Raw genomic sequence first — 19,814 nt, 5'->3', positions numbered from 1 at the left:
TTAATCAAAAGTTGACACTTCCAGCACTTTGTTTCTCCCGGAGGTATTCTTTGATCTTGCTCAAACCTTGCTCCGAGGCTACCCCCCGTACAAAGTGATAGATGTATTCCTTAAAAACCTGATCGGGTTGAAACTCCCGAATGGGGAAAAGGGACTGATCAATCGGTAAATAGAGACTGCCTACGTGCAGGCGCGCCATAATTTCGGTGTTGAGGTCGCTGCGGTAATCTCCTTCAGCAACGCCACGGTTCAGGTTGTTCAGTATGGACTTGTACACGTGATCGCGTTGCATGTGGTCGATCAGGTTCCAGGCCTCGGGGTAGTATTTTTTGAGGTCGTACACCACACTTGGGGTGAGTTCCTGAAATTGACCGATGACGTGCCGGGCCAGTAGCATGATTTCCTGCAAGGCATTGCTGGCATGGCTGATGATCAAATCCATATCACACACCTCATCCTGTAGATGACTTTCAATCGTTTTGAGGATCAGGTCCTCTTTGTTTTCAAAAAACTGGTACAAGGTTTTTTTGGAAATGCCGAGCTCGCGGGCAATGTCGTCCATGCTCACACTCTTGATGCCGTAACGCATAAAGAGTGACTCAGCTCTACGCATGATCTGTTTCCTCGTGTCCTTATTTTCTTTTGTTTCCATATCGCGGCAAAGGTACACTTAAAAAACTTTGGAAACTTGAAATGGTTTAAAAGTTTCCAGAGTTTTTTAAGTTTCTGGACAAAAGACAAAAAAGGGTCGATGAAGGTTTCCAAAAAGCCGACATTTTTTTATTTTTTTTTCGCCTTTAAAAAAAGGTGAAACTACAAGCTAAACAATTGATAGTCTTTTGGATGTAAAAAATTCTGCCACCACATTTTTCGCCAAATTAAATTTAGTTTTTTTGACTTTCGAGGTTGTTATTGTGTGGGGAACAGGGCGATGTAGCAATATTTGGAGTGTTTTAGTTTTTGTTTATTTTTGATTTATTTCACAAAATTATGGCAGGAAATGTTAAAATGTGCTGTGCGAACGCGACGCTTTGCGGGGGTGAAAACGACAAACGGCAATAGTGCTACTTGCGCTATTGCCGTTTGTGCTGTAAAAATAAATTGGAAAGGCCTTACTCACCAGTTTTTAATAAAAGCATCTTCGTATCCTCTATGGGTGTATAAACCAATTTGAAAACGACGGATACTTCCCGGAGGAATCGCGTTCTTGTAGAGCTTGCTTACATAAAACATCGAAAAATCACTGGGTTTAAAGTTCCTCAAAACAGCATTTGCTACTTTTTTGCCATCGATCCAAACGCCATAAACTTCCGTGCTGGACCAAAGCTGCAGCTGCTCGTTCGTGGGTGATTTTCGTGCTGGTGGAGGTGCTTTAGGAACAAAATTAGCAATGGTTTTGACTTCGGCGCGCTGGGCTTCGCTCATCATTTTGTAAATTTCATTGAGGCGATCTATTTTAAAATTGTCGAGGTGAACCCAACGATTTTTTTTGCCTGTGATGGCCTCAATCGTATCCCAATACCTTTTGACCTCGGCATTGTATTCGTCCAACAAGGCTTGGGATACACCGGATTGCTCTTTTTGCGCGAGTACCTTGGGTGGGCTACTGGGCTGGCTTTGCGATTGTACTTTGTCGCTCAACAACAAAATCATACCAGCAATCAAAGGAATTAAGGCCAGTCTTTTCCAAAAAGACCGCTGCCATTTGGCTTCTTTAGTCATCATTAACAGTCGTTTTTTTGTGATGAAATAATCAAATTGCTGCACTAGCCGGAGTTGCTGGGCCTGGGCAATTTTATCCAAAAGCAAATGTTGATAAGTCGAGATGTCGATGCTTTCCTGCTGGATCACGGCCTCGTCGGCCAAGAATTCGTGATTCAGCTGCATGGCGCGTTTGTAGGCGAACAACACCGGATTGAACCAAAACACTACCCTCAGCAATTCCACAAAGAGGATATCCCAGCTATGTCTTTGCCGGACGTGAGCGAGCTCGTGGGCGAGAATCGCAGTGGAACCATCTTCAGTGTAATCTTTGGGGTTGATGTAAATGGTATTGAAAAAAGAATGAGTCGGGATGTTTTTGGGCAAGATGACCAGGGGCACTCCAGCATAGCTCAATTTTTCGCCTTTGGATTGTATCGCCAATGCCCGATACAGATTATAGAGCAATCGAAGCAGCAGGCTGGCGGCGATGATTGCATAACCCAACCACAAGATGGACTCGATTGGGAAACTGGGAGCTATTTGAGGCACTACCTGAGCTGAAATCGGACTGTCTTGGATTGGCTCATTACCCACTACAAACACAGGCATCACTTCCTGCTCAAACCAAGGAAGCGGTATCAAAGGCACCACCAGTGCAAACCCAAGACTGAACAACAGGTAAAAACGCTTGAAACGATGCATTTTTTCTTGTTCCAGACCAAAGTGGTAAACTATCCAAAGCAGGGCGGAGCCGCCGATGAATTTGAGGAGGTAGAGGATCATGGCTTTTTCTTTTTGATTTCCTGATCCACCATGCGGCGCAAATCTTCCAACTCCTCTTTACTCATCTCGGTAGCCGAGGTGAAAAAGGAAGCGAATTGGGTGGTAGAGCCACCAAAAAAATTGTTGATCATACCTTTGACTTGCTGGGAGAAATAATCGTTTTTGCTGATCAAGGGGTAGTACGCCCGCGAATTTCCGTGGGTATGATAGGCGATTGCTTCTTTTTTCTGCATTCGCATGAGGTGGGTGGCAACTGTGGTTGCCGCCGGTTTTGGATCGGGGAATGCCTCAAGAATGTCTTTCATGTAAGCCTGTTCAAGCTGCCAGAGGTATTCCATTATTTGTTCTTCAATTTTTGATAGCTGCATTTTCTAATACTTTAGAATTGATTCTACAAGATTAGAATAAAAACTTGAAAAAAGCAAGCCTTGTGTGGATGAAAATTTTGAGGGAGCCGCAACGTTAATTTAAAAACAAGCCCATGCTCAAACGTATCCTTTACTCCGCCTTGTTTTTGGTCATTGCGATCATCTTGTACCTCAACGTTCGGCTTTACTACCAACCGCGTTGGAGCAGTTCCTCCTCCCAAACCAATCTGAGTGTAGAAGCCCAGCTCAACTACCTGCAAAAACGGATGCACGCAGGAGCGGCCGCGGACATGCAAAAAATGTATCCCGAAGGCTACCTCTTTCTGAATGCATTGTATGGCTTGAGTTGGTGCAATCTGTTGGAGAAAACTCCGGTCCAATCGCCTTTGTACAAGCAAGGCATCGAAGAAGTGCGCTGGGCCTTGCACGCCATAGAATCTCCAAAAGGCAAGGCACCTTTTTCCCCCAATTTGCCTCTGGCTTATGGCGCTTTTTATAGAGGGTGGAGCAATTATTTACGAGGAAAATACCTGGAGCTATTGCCGGGCATGAGGGAGGACACATTACAGGCTCAAATTTTTCAAGCCAATTGTACACAAATCGCCACGGCGGTCACCGAGAGCAAAACACCTTTTTTGGAATCCTACGTCTACGCAACCTGGCCTGCAGATATGGTGGTGTTGATGGCCAATTTGGCGCAACACGATCGGTTGTTTATGTCGCAATATGGTTCATTAATGCAAGATTGGTTGAAGCAGGTGGACAAAAGAACCGATCAACTGGGCATGATTCCTCATTCCGTCCACCCTTATACGGGCAAAGCCCTTGAAGCGGCACGGGGCTCTTCACAAAGTTTGATCCTCAATTTTTTGATCGAAATAGATTCCACTTATGCTCGCCGACACTTTGAGCGCTACAAAAAAGCTTTTTTAACCCGGCGGATGGGTTTGCCAGGGATTCGGGAATATCCTAAAGGCACCCTGGGTTTTGGAGACGTGGATTCAGGGCCAGTCATTTTTGGCGTTGGGGGCGCAGCATCAATTGTAGGGCAACGCACCATGGCTTTGTACGGTGAAGCGGATGTGGCCATTGGGCTGCGCAACAGCATTGAGGCATTTGGATTGGGCTGGCACTGGGGTAAAAAGAAGCGTTATCTTTTTGGGGCCTTGCCGATTGCGGATGCCTTCATCGTTTGGGCCAATTCGGTGGAAGCGAGTAAGGAGGAGTGTTTGGTGGGGAAGCGGAATTGGAGGTGGAGTTTTCAGTTGGCATTGGTGGTGGTGCTGGCGAGTGTGGGGATGATGTGGAGGATGCGGCCACGGAGTTGAACGAGGAGAACGAAAGCGGCATAATAGCAACGCGGAGGACGCGGATTGAGCGGATTTACGCGGATTTTCTTGACGCTTCTTCGGGCGGCTACTAATATTTCTGGTTCAGAAGATGCAGATATTGGAAGCACATTATGTTCACTTATTCCATTAGCCTGGCCCCACTCAGGAATTTTTTGTAGGCAGCAAGCGCATCAGCACCCTCTGAGGCCTCATTCAATGTATTTGTAAAAGGGTCCCCCTTGAGGTTAAAAGCAAAAATAGTGAGTAGGCTACATCCGCGATTAAAATGTCGGGCAAGGAATGATTCTGCAGTATAACCGGAACCAATCGGGGGATTTGATGGAATGATGTTAGCCGCTTCCGCCGAAGCCCAGGGAGAATTTCCAACCAAATCATAAATTTCTTCTAAAACTGTAGCAGGCTGAGGTTGAGGATACGTTGAAAAGCCTGGTGTATAATTTTTGCCGAAGGCCACTTCAGGGATAGAGAAACAGTTTAGTTCAGCATAAGACTGCTTTCCAAAATCGGGATTAATGGAACGAGCATAATCATAGTATTTCCTTGACAAAAAGGCAATGTGCGCGTAGGTTTTACTTACTGGCAATCCAGCGGCTAGAAATGGTTCAGCCATCCATTCGATGTATTCGCGAAGTATTTCAACACGCTCTTGATCAATGTCTTTGGGAAGATTAGCGAGGCCATATCCTTTATTCAACAATGCATGATATCCAGATGACAGCTGCGTATCACGGTCTTTGTCAAGCGAAGGTTCCCAGCCGATGATGGTGCCCGCATACAGATACCCTTTGTTGGCAGCATTTAACGCATCCAAATTGGATTTAATGGCTAAGGAAATAGTGGTCATAAAATCCTTTACCGCAGCTTTTACTTCTGGGGCATTGAAGCACATCATGGGAGCAAGCCTGTTTTGAACCCAATCGACGTGTCGACTGGTATTTGGCGTTCCCTTCCAGTCAAGCCATTCAACATTGGCTGGATTACCCCAAAGGTCCTTTCGGTTTGCCCAAAACATGCCATCATCCAAGTGAAAGCCCAGCGCGATGTCATACTTTATAGCCAATTCAAAAGTCTGGTTGATTAGCCTGGTGACCTCCGCAGTTGGAAAGTCAAGGGCAATTGGGCCAATGATGACCGCGGTTCTTCTACAAGGCACATTGGAATCCCCCACTTTGGTTTGAACCACCCTGAAAAAATCCTCTATTTGAGCTATGGATACGAAAGGGGCCAGGCTTTGATAATCACCGGTAGGCTCAGTAGCACCTGAGGCAAACATTTGGAAACCCAGGTATTGGATGTCCTCCCTTGCTGAGCAAACCTTTTCTTCCAGGTTTACATCAGGGCTACAGCGAGTCCCAAAAAGGACTGAAGCAATGAACAATAGCAGGATCTTTTTCATATGGGTTGGTTAAAGCAAACTCAGCGCCCTCTTAGCGTGTTCAGTTTTGCCTTTTGTTCGTTGTTCAGGGTGTTTTTGATTCTGACCATTAGGGCAATTTGAGCCTTTTTAATGTTTCGTTCCTCATCGAGAACTTTGTCAAGTTGGCTCAGCACATTGCCTTCATTCACCGTGGACTCAGCCAGCAGTTTTTGAAGCGCCGTCATTTCAGCTTGAAGGTCCCATTGCAGTCTGCCGAATTTTTTTTGCGCTTCTTCTACACTGGAAATAATGAGTTCCTTCTGCTCCTTTTTTAGCTGAATTTCACCCTGATAACGCATGACCAACTCGGGTGGGAAAAGATATTCCTGCATCGGGTCCTTGTCTGGACTTCCTTGCGCGAAGGAGCAGACACTGGTTAGGATGCAACTGACCAATACCAGCCACTTCAAGTTTTTCTTAGTTTCTGTTTTCATGATTGTGCTATTTAAAGTTTTGGAGGTGTTCAGTAAGCAAAAAATCAGTGGGCGAAGTCCAGGTGGTTAGGGTGGTCAACGATACACCTGGCTTAGCGGGCATCAGGTTTTTTGTTGGTTCCTGCCAATTGGAAATGTGAGCTGAGGAATTCAACTGCCCCTCTTTATGGTCCCCATTCAATAGAAGTAAGGTGCCAGCTGTGATTAACAAAGCAATACACGCTGCGGCTTTCCACATTACGTGTACCTTTCTCCTTGCACCTTTGCCCGCTTCCTGCCACATCAACTCAAAATCCGGAACATCGCCGCGCAGAGGTTCGAGACTTTTCTTGAAAGTTGCTTTTAGTTTTTCATCACTCGTTTTCATAATGTATCGACATCAAGTTTGAGTTGGACAAGCAATTTTTTAAAGTTTTCTTTCCCCCTCTGGTAATGTGTTCGTACCGATCCAATGGATAGGTCCATCAGCGAGGCGACCTCCACCAGGGTGAGGTCATGGTAAAAAACAAGGGTAAGCACTTCACGTTGTTGACCTGAAAGTGATGAAAGTAGGTTTCTGAACAACTGCTCATGGTCGGAATCAACATGCCCTTCGGGTCCGGGAATTTGATGGTGAGCGTCATTCAATGTTTCTACAACTCCCCCATACTTTCTGATAAAATCTATACTTGTAAACCTGATGATAGAAAAGAGCCAGGTTTTGAGCTTCGATTTTTCGTTGAACAATGCTTTACCCTCATAAATTTTCAAATACACCGTTTGCAATACATCCTTCGCCATTTCCTTGTCGTAATGACAACAACACAGACTCCATAGGTAACTTTCCTGGTGGAATTCTTGCACCTGCTTTTTCCATTCGGTGTTTTTTTGCATGGATTCAGGTTGAAATGACGGTTGAATTTAAGTTCTTTTGCAATTGGTCGCTTGAACAAGCATTTTATAGGACAAGGTGCAGGAATAATTTTCAAAAAAAGTTTTTTATAAAAAGATGCAGCTCGTGCCGAAGGCTCGAGAAAAAATCAGCGTAAATCCGCTCAATCCGCGTCCTCCGAGCTGCTATTCATGTCGCTTTTGTAGTCCTTTTTTTACGAAAGAAATATTCAAGGCGTCTTCGCCACCCGAAAACCCAAATTCTGATTCGACAAATTTGGATAATTTTTTTCTCGAGCCACTAAATACATACTCTCCTCAAGCATCCCAAACGACCCGCCTCGCATCACTCGCTCCCTGCCGGAAACCGGCCCCCCGGGGTTGGTTTGATTGCCTGCTGTATATGAGCCATACCAATCTTGGCACCATTCGTAAACATTGCCACTCATGTCGTAAATATCCAACTGGTTGGGGCGTTTTTGCCCCACTGGATTCGTTCTTTTTGCATTGTCAGCATACCATGCTACATCTCCAATTTGATCACTACCTGCGTATAGAAAGCGATTTTTAGCAGAAGCCTGCCCACCTCTGGCCGCATACTCCCATTCCGCCTCACTCGGCAAACGATACTTCTGGCCCGTTTGGCGACTCAACCACTTGCAATAGGCATCTGCCCAGACCCAGCTCACGTTGACCACCGGATATTTATCATAACCTTTTGCCGGAGCCCAGCGGGTACTTGCATTTTCAGTAATTTTTTGCAAACCCCATTGGTGTTCTTCCACCGGGTCGCTGGGATAATTAAAGCGCGTTGGATTGTCGTTGATGTCATTTAAAAATACCGCAAACTCGGCATTGGTGACCTCGTATTTTCCCATAAAATAAGTACTCAAAGTAACCTCATGTGCAGGTTTTATGGTTGCATTACAATCTTTGTCTCGCCCGTCAATGCAACCCATCGTAAATGTCCCCCCATTTACCCGTACCATCTCTGGTTGGATAGCAGTATAGTTGTTCCGGCCACTGTTGTTCATCTGCTCCTGCTGCCGCGTATCAACACCCTGCTGCTCCAACGGCACCATTCTCACCTCTGGCAGTTTTTCATTCATCCGCTGCAATTCAGCCTGGGTAAAACTCCGCTCGTAGGGCCGATACCCTTCCGCATTGACCCGAAGCGTCAAAGTAGCTACCCTGGATAAGGTTTGGCGTATGGTTATGTTGCCATTGTTCGAATTCAAACGCCCCGGAATTTTCCGATTGTCGCGGTACAGCCATTCCCAGCTTACGTTTGCTTCCGCGCGGAGGGGGCCACCAGTGACTCCGTCGACAATCCGGCCATTGAAATAAGCCACTTCTTCTTCGGGTGCTTGGGCGGCTTTGCCCCAGATTTTGGAGTAAGGAATAGTCAATTTGGCCACCACTGCAAAGTCCCGTGGGTTGGGATTGATGCGGACCAACTCTACCCGCAAACTATCCGTCCGCCGCTGATCACCGGGCTTAATCAAATTGCTCTGTAAGGTGAAACGTTCATTGCCCTCCCTGGATTGGGCTGACCGCTCTTGTCGAGGTACGTAGGTAGCAACGGCACTGCTGCCTCCATTTCTGCGTTCCAGAGCGGTCAAACGCAAGCGCAGGCTTTTGTCGCGGTTGGGATTGGTGTAATAATTGACTTGGACTTGCAGGCTGGTTTCTGTAGCTGTGTTCGGGAGAATATCGTAAATCCGGGAAGGTTCCTTTTGCAAAAGGGTAGCCAAATTGGGCCGAATGCTGGTGGTGTCAAAAAAGCCTTGAGCTTGCAATTCGGAATGGATGCCTTCAGCTAAGGATGGATCATTGGTCGTATTGATCAAGTAAAAAATGACCCCTAGAGCGTGTTTGCTGGCAGCATGCAAGGCATTAAAAGTAGTGACGTTTCTGCTGTTGATTTGTTTTCGGGCAAAATAATCCACTAAAGCATCATTTTGCTGGAGCTGGAGCATTGCAAGGGAATCGGGCGCCTGCAAGCTGCTGCCATTTCGGGCAGCCTGGTAATATGCCACGCCTATATTGTAGTTCAAGCGGGCCAAATTGAGTGCAGCGGAGCTATGGGTTTGGTCTGCCTTGAGGGCTTGTTCTAGCAAATTGCGCACCTGCGGTGGATAGGCATATGTTTGAGGTGAGTTACTGGGGCCGCTCGCCGTTTTTTGCAATTCCGCAAAAGCTTGCTCCCGATACAACTGCACGGCCTGGTTGTTCAAAATAGCTGCACTGTCGATAAACACCGCTTCTTTAACTAAGGGATTCCCACGCATTTTAACCTTGGGGTCATAGATTCTCTGCTGGGGATCGCTACCGAAAGCCCAACGGTGTAACGTGGGAGTGCTATCCAGGAGCATCAAGATAGAAATGACGGCCAAAGTGGACAGTAAACAAGTCACCATGTTCCAAAACTCCCGGTTGATGGTTTTGGGTTTGGGGGCTTTTTCGACTTCGGGCAACACTGGCTGCGTTTCTTGGCTATTTTCCTCCAAAAAGCGCCGCAGCGTTGGCTCATCAGCGGGCAGGGTGGGGCTAGGGCGGTTAAAATTGCCCATGTTGCTCTGTTGCGCCATGTTTCCTTGTACAAAACTGCCTTCAAAAGTTTCTTCAGCTTGAGCAGTTTGCTCTGTGAATCCCCCTTTGGTCATTGGTCGGGAGCGTCGTTTGGGGGCCAGGATCTGTGCCGCTATACCCCCCATCTCTTCAATGTGCAGGCGATTAAACCAGCCTTGATCGAGCAACAATTTTACTTGCGCTTGTGACTCGCTGCCGTATGGATCCAGTGCAAAACGTTGCACTGCCAGATTGCTTTGTAAAGCCCGATGGGCAAAGCCAGGTGTCGCTTCGGCCAGAGCCGCCTCCAACTCTGTGGCAATGGCTTCACGGGCAATATTGGTATCCCATTCGTCTAGTTCGGACAGCATTTCCTTGCGTAGGCGTGGATTGATTTTGCCTTCTTGCAAACTCGGAATCCGCGCCATTATCAGCAGGTTATCGGCATTCAAGGGAATGTCCAGCGCGGCACCAATGGTCAGTGTAATTTCCCAGGTGGGGGTAGGATAGAGGGCCAGCGCACAAAACCAGCGGTACAAATCTGAACCATAGCCTAAGTATTCAGCATGATCAGCTGCACTGCGCCAGCGCCGGTTGATGTCTGGTTCAGTACGAGAATTGGCCAGTTTTTCTCGCCAGGTCGCAAAAGTGCTGGGCAAATCTTCGGGTGCCATGCCATTGTCGATGAAATTGGCGGCGGCCATTTGCCCCTCCAGGTCGGTGGGGAAAACGGGTAAGAGATTATGGATATTGGCTTCGCGAAAATCCCAACTTTGGGGTGGGCGAGGGCTGAGCAGCAGCCTTTGTTTCCAGCGCTGAAAATCGGCAACAGCTTCCGGACGCAGGGCTTTGTCGGTCTGTCCATAAGGATCAAGCAGGGCATGCGCATCGCCAAATACCACCAAACGGTGCTCCGGGCACAAACGACTGATTTGTTCTAGCGTGATGCCTTGCGGATATTGGGTATTCCAAAAATGGAAAAACTCGCAGCGGTAATAAAACACCTCCGCGTGTACATCCTGATCGTGCAACACCTTAACCAAGTGCCGCAACAAACGCCCCTGGTGGCTGCTTTCATTTTGTTCATCCACCAAGAACAGGTAGTCAGCGGGCTTGGTCGTATTGCGGAATTGCAGGCGGGGAAAACCACCACTGGCAATGGTAACATCCACGGTTTTGGGTACATCTACCTCCTGACGCAGCCCTTCCTGGCGTCGTCGGAGAGCGTCAGCAAGACGAAATTGGCCCGTTAAATTGCGGATGAGGCCATTCAAGGGGCGGAATGGAATGTCATATGGTGGCCGATCTACTCCCTGTTGGTGCACCCCTTGGGCTTGCTCTTTCTTTGGCGGTGGTGGTAACGGCCTCTGTGTTTTTGCCCAGCGGAAAATGCAATAGAAGGTCCATACCCCTAGCAAAAACACCAGCGCCCAGGGCAACCAACCAAAAGTAGCCCGCGTCCGGACCGGATCGTATTGCAAATCATACCAGGGTAAAAAGACCTGGTCTTCACCCACCCGCATAATGGCGGAGGTGCTGGTGGTGCAAAAACCGGATTGGCCAGTTCGGGTCACTTGAAGCTCAACGGTATAGGAGCCTTCTTCAAGGTAGCGGTGGGTAGGTGCACGTTCGGTACTCGTTTGATTGTCGCCAAAATCCCAGCGAAATTGCAAGTCTTTGGTTTCATCCACTAAATTGGGGGCGAAGGTAAAGGTTTCCCCGGGTGGCAAATTGTCGGGCAAATCCAAACCCTCCAACTGCGGTGGGTGGGGGCACTCGATGGTCAAATCCCCACGGTATTGGAAAGTTGTATCACGTCGTTTTTCGTAAACGGCAACTTCCACTATTTTTTCAGGGCTCCCTTTCAGCGTATCAAAAGAGAGCTGCCAGCTCTTTACGCCACTTGCTTCAGCCTCACTTTGCCCACTTTTTTTGTCCAATAGTCGCCAAGTGACTTTTGTGCCAATTGTATCGATGTTGCGGGTGTTCAGGGTGAAAGTTGCAGTGTCTCCAATCCGGACAGGAGTGGAAGAGATACTGTACCCAATTGAAATCCCTTGTGAAGGAGGCTTTGGAAGGTTTTTGCTGACCCAGTAAACCAACCCTACAACAGCAACCAAAATGGGTAAAATCCACCAATACCTGCGCAACCCGGCGCGTAGTTTTTTTAGCCAAACACCACTGGCCTCAGCCTTATCTGCCTCAGTAGCTGCCGCCAGTAATTCGGCGTAATATTGATCAAAAATGGCGTAAAAACGCTCCTGTTCCGCCTTGCTGTGGGCAATAATTGGAGCGAGTAAAAATTTCAATTTTTCTGGCTCCCGCCAAAGTGCAGTGGCCGGACCGCTGATCACTTGCATAAGTCGGACCTGTTCGGCCGGACTAAGTTGGAAGCCCGCGAGTTCCAGGCGTGTGAGCAGGCCTGCTAAGGGTAGATCAATATGTGGGATTTCGGTGTCGATGCTGTTGCGTGTTGTTGAAAAAACATGGTTTTGGAGCTTTCAAATTTAAGGAAATATTGAGACAACACAAGATTTATTGAGAAGAGTGGTGGATAGGGCGCTTTTAACCACAAAGCATGTGTGTGATACCATGGTTTTTCCGAAGCGACTCATTTTCACAAAGGACACCAAGGCAGCACAAAGGTCACAAAGTTAGACGTTGACGACGCTTCGCTTTGTGCCCCTTGTTGTTTCCTTTGCGAAAAAATGGCGCTTTGCTTATAGTCAAGTTCGTAAAAGGTTCAAATTACTCCACGACCACCGCCTGCACCTTCCCTTTTCCGAAACTCATCCAATACAAGCCTGGCTTGACTTCTGTACAATCAAACTCTTGTACTGGCCCCAGCATCAACTCCATTTTAACCAATCGTCCAGCCGCATCATAAAGCCGCAACTGTACTGGGAAAGCCAAATCCTCCGGACTACTCACCGTGAATTTTCCCCGACTTGGATTGGGAAACACCACCACTCCCGGGCTTTGCAACCTGGCCAATTCTGCCTGAATCAAAGACCCCGAGCTCTCCTGATACACTCGAAAAGCCGCATCGTACAAGCTATAAGCAAACCCATTGTACCACAAATGGCCCCCACTGTAGGCATTGGATAAAGCGTATCCAAAGGAGGAACCCGTGAGTACAAAGGTATACTGCTGATTCGCTGTCAAATTAAAGGTATTGTTCAAGGTAATGCTTTGCCAACCCGAGCCAACACTAATCCCCGTTTGTTGGTACAATGCAGTGCCGCTCACTGTATTCCCACTGTAAATGCGTAGAGTAGAATTACTTACCGCCTGGCGCAAATTGACGTCGATCTTACTCAGAACGCCGGTCACTGTTGCGGTGAAGGACTGACCTGAATTGAAAAGATTGTTGACCGAAATATAAGCTTGTTGCGTGTTTTGCTGAATGATGGTGGTCGTGCTGGTTGGGAGGGTGCTGGTACTCAGCTCGTTGCTGTAAGCACTGACTCCGTTGATGTTGGTGGCTCGTACCCGGTAAAAGTAGGCTGTATTGGGACTTAATCCATTGTCGGTATAGGTAATGGTATTGGCCGCCAGCGTGGCGATGGTGCTAAACCCAGCCCCAGCAGATAGGGAGCGTTGCAACTCAAAATTGTCCTCATTGCTGGAATTATCAACCCAACTCAGGGAAATTGAACTACTGGTACGACTTTGTAAAGCCAAAGCGGTAGGTGCATCAGGAGCAGTGCCTGCACCGGCCGAAGTGGTAGCATTGGCCGTATTGGAATAAGCCGAAGAGGTACTGCCGCTGCTTGCTTGCACCCGATAATAATAGGTCGTACTGGCATTGAGCCCGTTGTCAGTGTAACTGCTGCTATTGGCACCCAGGGTAGCAATCACGCTGAATCCGCTACTGCTGCTGGTCGAACGCTCTACTTGATAATTCTGTTCATTGTTCGCATTGTCGGTCCAGCTGAGTGCAATGCTGCTTGAGGACTGCGCCGTTGCACTTAGCCCACTTGGTGCAGCGATACTTGGCGGTGGCGTACTGCCAAATAAATTCCAGAATTCACCCGCCCAGTAGCAGGAATAAAAATTGACATCGGAGCTATAACTACCCGTAGTGCCGCCTTGGGTGCTTCCCGTTCCCGGGTCAATAGCCACAACATGACCCATACTTGTGATGTCGTAGGTAACCACCACTGGAGTGCCACTGCTGTTGTGATAGTTTTTACGTGTGATGTTGCCATTGCCATTGAAGCTGCTTTGGGTCAGGTCGGCGGTGGCATCGGTGCCGTGCACATTCGTCCATTGCTCCATGACTTCGGTGAGGTTCATGTTTTTAACTGTAAAATCACTGGTGCCGTGAAAAACGGCCACGCTGGGCCAAGGACCGGGGTAGGACGAATTTTGACTGCGTACCAAATTGCCCCATTCTTGTGGCGTTTTGTTCACACCTGGTGACATGGCACTAAAAGCGGCGGTAGAACCAATGCCTGCTTTGTAAGGTAAACCAGCCATCACTGCTCCTCCTTTAAATACTTCGGGATAGGTAGCCAACATGACGGTGGTCATCCCACCTCCAGCCGAAAAACCGGTGACAAACACCCGACTCGCATCAATGCTATAATTGGCGGCAAGGTATTCGAGCATAGATTTGATGGACCGGCATTCTCCCTGACCGCGAGTAATGTCACCTGATTCAAACCAGTTGAAACAGCGGGAAGAATTGTTACTGCTGAGTTGCTCAGGGTAAATGACGTAGAATTTATGCTGGTTGGCTAGGGTATTCCAGCCGGTTTCGGTAGCGAATTGGGTAGCGGTTTGGGTGCAGCCATGCATGGCTACTACCACAGGCGCAGAGGCAGGCATGTTGCTGGGTGCATACAAATACATGTTCAAATTGCCTGGATTGGTACCAAATCCGCTGATTTGTTGCAATTGGGCATAAGTATGCTGAAAAAACAAAAGCAGGATAAAAAGGAGGAGGGTCCGCATGATTACGAGTTTTTTGGACTGAACAATAGTTGGAGAAAATCATCCCGCTTTCAGTGCTGTATTGATTTATCGAGAAAAAACGGAATAAAATTCTGACATCAAAACTATTTACTTCCTGCTTGTTTGGGGAAAGGATGAAAAAACAGATAGGGTTGACAACTTGGGTCAACCGGTGTTTTTTAAAGTCTAAAAAACTGATTAATAAATACTTGTATAAAAGCTGTCGCAAAATGCCCCGCTTGCGCCTTTTTTGCCTGATTTTTTGCTAAAGCTGTGATATTGAGGCCATTTTTTTCAATAATTTACGAAGCCCGCCCAGTCATTCCGCTCAAATCAGCCCACTATAGGCAAAGTGACAAAAATCAGTGGAAATGCAGATTTTACAAGGCTTTTCACCCAGCGCGGTGTTGAACTCATGAAAAACAAAATGCCCAGTTTTTCCAGCATCCATTTTTTTATTCCTTTTTCTGCTAGTCAGTTTATTCTGCTAAAACTTCATAATTTTGCTAACCATTTTGTGAAATTTTTAAAATCCTCAAAAATTGGCTGGTAAAACCTTATTCGATAAGATCTGGGACGCCCACGTAGTTGAACAGATCGAAGATGGCCCAAGTGTGGTGTACATCGACCAACACTTGATCCATGAAGTGACCAGTCCGCAAGCTTTTGCCGGACTGGATGCACGCGGACTCAAAGTGCTCCGCACCAACCGTACCGTGGCAACTCCTGACCACAACGTGCCTACCATTGATCAGGACAAGCCAATTCGCGATGACCTTTCCCGTTTTCAGGTGGATAAACTCACTGAAAACTGTGAAAAACATGGCGTTACCCTTTATGGCCTCAATCACCCCTACCAAGGGATTGTGCACGTCGTTGGCCCCCAATTGGGCATTACCCAACCCGGGATGACCATCGTGTGTGGCGATAGCCATACTTCAACCCACGGTGCTTTTGGCAGCGTAGCTTTTGGGATCGGAACTTCCGAAGTTGAGATGGTGTTGGCTACCCAATGCCTGATGCAAAGCAAACCCAAGCGCATGCGCATCACCGTAGATGGTGAGCTGGGGCCTGGTGTAGGCGCCAAGGACATTATCCTGTACATCATTGCCCAAATCACCGCCAGTGGTGGCACCGGGTATTTTGTGGAATACGCAGGTTCGGCTTTCCGCAACCTGAGCATGGAAGGCCGCATGACCGTTTGCAACATGAGCATCGAGATGGGTGCCCGCGGCGGTTTGATTGCTCCCGACGAAACCACTTTCGAATACATTCGTGGCCGCGAATTTGCTCCCAAAGGCGCTGACTTCGACGCTGCCGTAGCCAAATGGCGCGAGCTGTACACCGATGCAGATGCGGTATTTGATGCTGAACTGCATTTCAACGCTGCGGACATTGAACCGATGATTACCTACGGGACCAACCCGGGTATGGGTGTTAAGGTTACTGGTAACGTACCCAACTTGAGCGATATTGAAGAGTCTGGTCGCACCAGCTTTTCCAAATCACTCGAATACATGGGACTTGTACCTGGCGAATCGCTTTTGGGCAAACAAATTGACTATGTGTTCGTCGGCAGTTGTACCAATGGTCGGATCGAAGACTTGCGAGCGGTTGCTCAGTTTGTAAAAGGCAAGAAAAAAGCGGACAACATCACCGCCTGGATCGTACCTGGTTCCAAGCAGGTAGAAAAACAAGCTCAGGAAGAAGGGCTCGTGGCCATTTTGGAAGAGGCTGGCTTTATGTTGCGTCAACCAGGCTGTTCGGCTTGTTTGGCGATGAACGAAGACAAAATTCCCAAAGGTAAGTACGCTGTTTCGACCTCCAACCGCAACTTTGAAGGTCGCCAGGGCCCAGGTGCCCGCACCATGCTGGCAAGCCCAATTACTGCAGCAGCAGTGGCGGTAACCGGAAAAATTGTTGATCCACGCGATCTGTAGGGTCAATCCTAAGTGATTGACCCAGCCAGAGGACAACCACAAAGGGTTGTCCTTACGGAAGTTTCATTTTATAAATCGTCATTTATGGCACGCGAAAAATTCCAAAAGGTACACTCTTCAGCGGTACCAGTACATATAGAAAACGTGGACACGGACCAAATCATCCCGGCGCGCTTTTTGAAAGCGACCACCCGCGATGGTTTTGGGGAAAACCTGTTCCGCGACTGGCGTTACGATGGCAACAACCAGCCTATTGCCGATTTTGCCCTCAACAATCCCATTTACAGTGGGGACATTTTAGTGAGTGGTAAAAACTTTGGTTGTGGTTCCAGCCGGGAGCATGCCGCCTGGGCCATCACCGATTATGGCTTCAAGGTAGTTGTAAGCAGCTTTTTTGCCGACATCTTCAAGAACAACGCACTCAACAACGGCCTTTTGCCCGTTCAGGTAAGTGACGCATTCCTGGCACAAATTTTTGAGGCCATCGAAGCGGATTCAAAAGCAACTTTTACGGTTGACTTGGAAGCACAAACCTTTACCATTGATGCTACTGGTGCGTCAGCCTCTTTTGAGATCAATTCTTACAAAAAAGAATGCATGCTGAACGGATACGATGACATCGATTATCTGTTGAGTTTGAAAGATAAGATCGAGGAATTCGAGAAAAAGAGAGCTTAGTGGAGTGATGAGTGATAGGTGATGAATGATGAATTGTGAGATTCTTGAATTCATCACTCATCATTCATCACTCATAACTCACAATAAGTTATGGGACGGAAGATCGAAATCATGGACACCACCCTCCGGGATGGTGAACAAACCTCCGGCGTATCGTTTACCGATCAGGAGAAGCTCAAGATAGCTCGGTTGTTGTTGGAAGAGCTAAAGGTCGACCGCATTGAAATTGCCTCTGCACACGTTTCGGAGGGGGAGTTCACCGCGGTCAAGAAGATCATGGATTGGGCCAAAGAAAAAGGCTACATCGATCGAATTGAAATCCTGGGCTTTGTGGATGGAGATCGTTCCCTGAACTGGATGCGGGATTCTGGTGCCAAAGTGCTGAATTTATTGACCAAGGGATCGGAGCGCCATTGTACCCAACAATTGCGCAAAACCAAGGAAGAACACCTCAGCGACATCCTGGATGTATTGGCCCGCGCCGAAAAAATTGGCATTCGTTCCAACGTTTACCTTGAAGACTGGTCCAATGGGATGCGCACCTCACCGGAGTATGTGTATTACCTGCTGACTGGTTTGAGCAAGGCCCCGGTGCACCGCATTTTGTTGCCCGATACCCTGGGGATTCTCAATCCCGATGAATCATTTGCTTTTTGCAGCGACGTTATCCAGCGTTTCCCCAGCTTGAGCTTTGATTTTCACGCCCACAACGACTACGATTTGGCTACAGCCAACGTAATGGCCGCCGTAAAAGCGGGAGTCGCAGGTGTACATGTAACGCTCAATGGCCTGGGTGAACGAGCAGGTAATGTTTCCTTGTCCAGCGTAGTAGGGGTATTGAAAGACCATTTGCACTGCGAGGTTTCCGTAGATGAAAAGAAACTGTACTCCGTAAGTAAACTCGTTGAGTCTTATTCCGGCGTACGTATTCCTACCAATAAGCCCATTGTGGGCGAGTTTGTGTTTACCCAAACCAGCGGCATCCATGCCGACGGTGATCAGAAAGGCAACCTCTACCACAACGACCTCAGCCCCGAGCGTTTCAACCGCAAACATTCCTATGCCTTGGGTAAAATGGCTGGAAAATCTAGCATTCGCAAGAACCTGGAGGAACTGGGCATCGAACTCGATCAGGAATCCATGCGCCTCGTCACCAAAGCGGTCAATGAGTTGGGCGACCGCAAAGAAGTGGTAACCCAGGAGGATTTACCCTACATCATTGCCGATGTATTGGAAAAACAAACCCTGGAGCAACGGGTACGCATCAAAAATTATGCACTTTCGGTGGCTGCAGGCCTCCGGTCAGTAGCTACTTTGAGCATCGAAATTGATGGCAAAACCTATGAGCGCACTGCTGATGGTGATGGCCAATACGATGCTTTCATGAGTGCACTGCGCCAGATTTATCAAAGTTTGGGTAAAAACCTGCCCCGTTTGATCGATTATGTCGTAACCATTCCACCGGGTGGAAAAACGGATGCACTCTGCCATACTGCAATTACCTGGCAGCAGGATGAGGGGCGGCCGTTCAAAACCAGTGGTTTGGACTCAGATCAGGCCATTGCCGCCATCAAGGCAACAATCAAAATGTTGAATCTTATCGAAAACCAATAATCAATGAAATTCACTATCGCAAAACTTCCTGGCGACGGCATTGGTCCGGAAGTAGTGGCTCAGGCCGTAAAAGTTCTGGAAGCCGTTGGCACTAAGTTTGGGCATGAATTTGATTTTCAATTTGGCATCACTGGAGCCCATGCCATCGATGAAGTAGGGGAGCCTTATCCCGAAGCAACCCACCAGATTTGTATGAACTCCGATGCGGTACTTTTTGGTGCCATCGGTGACCCAAAATACGACAACGACCCTAAAGCGAAGGTACGTCCTGAGCAGGGTTTGTTGGCCATGCGCAAAAAACTGGGCTTGTATGCCAATATTCGCCCGATCAATACCTTTCAATCCCTGATTCACAAATCTCCACTGCGCCCCGATCTGGTTGAAGGTGCTGATTTTGTGGTAATCCGTGAATTAACTGGCGGTATCTACTTTGGTGAGCCACGCGGCCGCAGCGAAAATGGCGAAAAAGCCTACGATACCTGTGTCTACAGCAAGGAAGAAGTGACCCGGATCACCAAATTGGGTTTTGAGTACGCCCGCCTGCGCAACAAACGCATGACCGTAGTGGACAAAGCCAACGTATTGGCAACCTCTCGCCTGTGGAGAGAAACCGTACAGGGCATGGTGGCTGATTATCCCGATGTAGAGGTTGATTACATGTTCGTAGACAACGCGGCGATGCAAATCATCCAGTGGCCCAAGAAGTTTGACGTGATGCTCACCGAAAACATGTTTGGGGATATCCTGTCTGACGAAGCTAGTGTAATTACGGGTTCCTTGGGCTTGTTGCCTTCTGCATCCGTGGGTATCCATACCTCAGTGTTCGAACCCATCCACGGTTCCTATCCTCAGGCTGCTGGCAAAGACATTGCCAACCCAATTGGTACTGTACTTTCTGCCGCGTTGATGTTGGAGTTGGGACTCAAATTGCCCGCCGAAGCCAAAGCCGTACGCGATGCAGTAGACGCTTCACTAGCGGCAGATGCGGTTACGGAAGATATTGCAACGGATAAATCCAAAGCCTTCAAAACTTCTCAGGTGGGAGATTGGTTGGCGGAATACATTTTGAAATAAAAAGTGAAAAGTGAAAAGTGAAAAGTGAAAAGTGAGTTTGTCCATTAGCT

Annotated in this window: 14 protein-coding genes; 5 read left to right on the top strand and 9 right to left on the bottom strand. The window is 47.9% G+C overall.

All coding sequences use genetic code 11. The annotated features are described in order from the left end of the window. Positions 1 to 4: 4 nt before the first annotated feature. The 3 genes from ACO08K_RS10370 to ACO08K_RS10360 all read right to left on the bottom strand — a co-directional run bounded on the left by ACO08K_RS10370 (position 5) and on the right by ACO08K_RS10360 (position 2,855). On the bottom strand, positions 5 to 613 hold the full coding sequence (locus tag ACO08K_RS10370) for a TetR/AcrR family transcriptional regulator (RefSeq protein ID WP_421796321.1): 609 nt from the start codon (positions 611 to 613) through the stop codon (positions 5 to 7). A gap of 503 nt (positions 614 to 1,116) precedes the next feature. After that, entirely contained in the window at positions 1,117 to 2,487 is a 1,371-nt protein-coding gene (locus ACO08K_RS10365; RefSeq protein WP_421796320.1) for a M56 family metallopeptidase, read from the bottom strand. After that, the gene (locus ACO08K_RS10360; RefSeq protein WP_421796319.1) at positions 2,484 to 2,855 is read right to left on the bottom strand and encodes a BlaI/MecI/CopY family transcriptional regulator; all 372 of its coding nucleotides are present in this window, start codon (positions 2,853 to 2,855) and stop codon (positions 2,484 to 2,486) included. The genes ACO08K_RS10365 and ACO08K_RS10360 overlap by 4 nt, the downstream gene beginning before the upstream one ends. A gap of 113 nt (positions 2,856 to 2,968) precedes the next feature. Here ACO08K_RS10360 and ACO08K_RS10355 point away from each other — a divergent pair, with 113 nt between their 5' ends. Continuing rightward, complete coding sequence (locus tag ACO08K_RS10355; protein WP_421796318.1) at positions 2,969 to 4,183, top strand: hypothetical protein; 1,215 nt, start codon at positions 2,969 to 2,971, stop codon at positions 4,181 to 4,183. 142 nt (positions 4,184 to 4,325) lie between these two features. On the opposite strand, the gene ACO08K_RS10350 is transcribed toward ACO08K_RS10355, so the two are convergent. The 6 genes from ACO08K_RS10350 to ACO08K_RS10325 all read right to left on the bottom strand — a co-directional run bounded on the left by ACO08K_RS10350 (position 4,326) and on the right by ACO08K_RS10325 (position 14,458). Then, positions 4,326 to 5,603, bottom strand: a complete 1,278-nt coding sequence (locus tag ACO08K_RS10350) for a hypothetical protein (RefSeq protein ID WP_421796317.1) — start codon at positions 5,601 to 5,603, stop codon at positions 4,326 to 4,328. Positions 5,604 to 5,623: 20 nt separating this feature from the next. Further along, positions 5,624 to 6,058, bottom strand: a complete 435-nt coding sequence (locus ACO08K_RS10345) for a hypothetical protein (protein WP_421796316.1) — start codon at positions 6,056 to 6,058, stop codon at positions 5,624 to 5,626. Positions 6,059 to 6,065: 7 nt separating this feature from the next. After that, on the bottom strand, positions 6,066 to 6,425 hold the full coding sequence (locus ACO08K_RS10340) for a hypothetical protein (protein ID WP_421796315.1): 360 nt from the start codon (positions 6,423 to 6,425) through the stop codon (positions 6,066 to 6,068). Beyond that, positions 6,422 to 6,931: an RNA polymerase sigma factor gene (locus ACO08K_RS10335; protein ID WP_421796314.1), complete on the bottom strand. Its 510-nt coding sequence runs from the start codon at positions 6,929 to 6,931 to the stop codon at positions 6,422 to 6,424. Before ACO08K_RS10335 ends, ACO08K_RS10340 begins: the two co-directional genes overlap by 4 nt. A gap of 227 nt (positions 6,932 to 7,158) precedes the next feature. Further along, a complete protein-coding gene (locus ACO08K_RS10330) occupies positions 7,159 to 11,859 on the bottom strand; it encodes an SUMF1/EgtB/PvdO family nonheme iron enzyme (protein WP_421796313.1) in 4,701 nt (1,566 codons plus the stop codon). Positions 11,860 to 12,247: 388 nt separating this feature from the next. Beyond that, the gene (locus ACO08K_RS10325) at positions 12,248 to 14,458 is read right to left on the bottom strand and encodes a PHB depolymerase family esterase (protein WP_421796312.1); all 2,211 of its coding nucleotides are present in this window, start codon (positions 14,456 to 14,458) and stop codon (positions 12,248 to 12,250) included. Between the two features lie 542 nt (positions 14,459 to 15,000). Here ACO08K_RS10325 and leuC point away from each other — a divergent pair. From leuC to leuB, 4 genes are all read left to right on the top strand, one after another. After that, complete coding sequence (gene leuC / locus ACO08K_RS10320) at positions 15,001 to 16,398, top strand: 3-isopropylmalate dehydratase large subunit (protein ID WP_421796311.1); 1,398 nt, start codon at positions 15,001 to 15,003, stop codon at positions 16,396 to 16,398. A gap of 84 nt (positions 16,399 to 16,482) precedes the next feature. Beyond that, entirely contained in the window at positions 16,483 to 17,076 is a 594-nt protein-coding gene (gene leuD / locus ACO08K_RS10315) for a 3-isopropylmalate dehydratase small subunit (RefSeq protein WP_421796310.1), read from the top strand. Positions 17,077 to 17,166: 90 nt separating this feature from the next. Then, the gene (locus tag ACO08K_RS10310) at positions 17,167 to 18,690 is read left to right on the top strand and encodes an alpha-isopropylmalate synthase regulatory domain-containing protein (RefSeq protein ID WP_421796309.1); all 1,524 of its coding nucleotides are present in this window, start codon (positions 17,167 to 17,169) and stop codon (positions 18,688 to 18,690) included. A gap of 3 nt (positions 18,691 to 18,693) precedes the next feature. Beyond that, positions 18,694 to 19,764 carry a 3-isopropylmalate dehydrogenase gene (leuB, locus tag ACO08K_RS10305; RefSeq protein ID WP_320028025.1) on the top strand — a complete coding sequence of 357 codons (1,071 nt, stop codon included), beginning with the start codon at positions 18,694 to 18,696 and terminating at the stop codon, positions 19,762 to 19,764. Positions 19,765 to 19,814 lie beyond the last annotated feature (50 nt).

The organism is Haliscomenobacter sp., from assembly GCF_965225875.1.
Lineage (GTDB): Bacteria > Bacteroidota > Bacteroidia > Chitinophagales > Saprospiraceae > Haliscomenobacter.
This window is presented reverse-complemented; position numbering and strand designations above follow the sequence as displayed.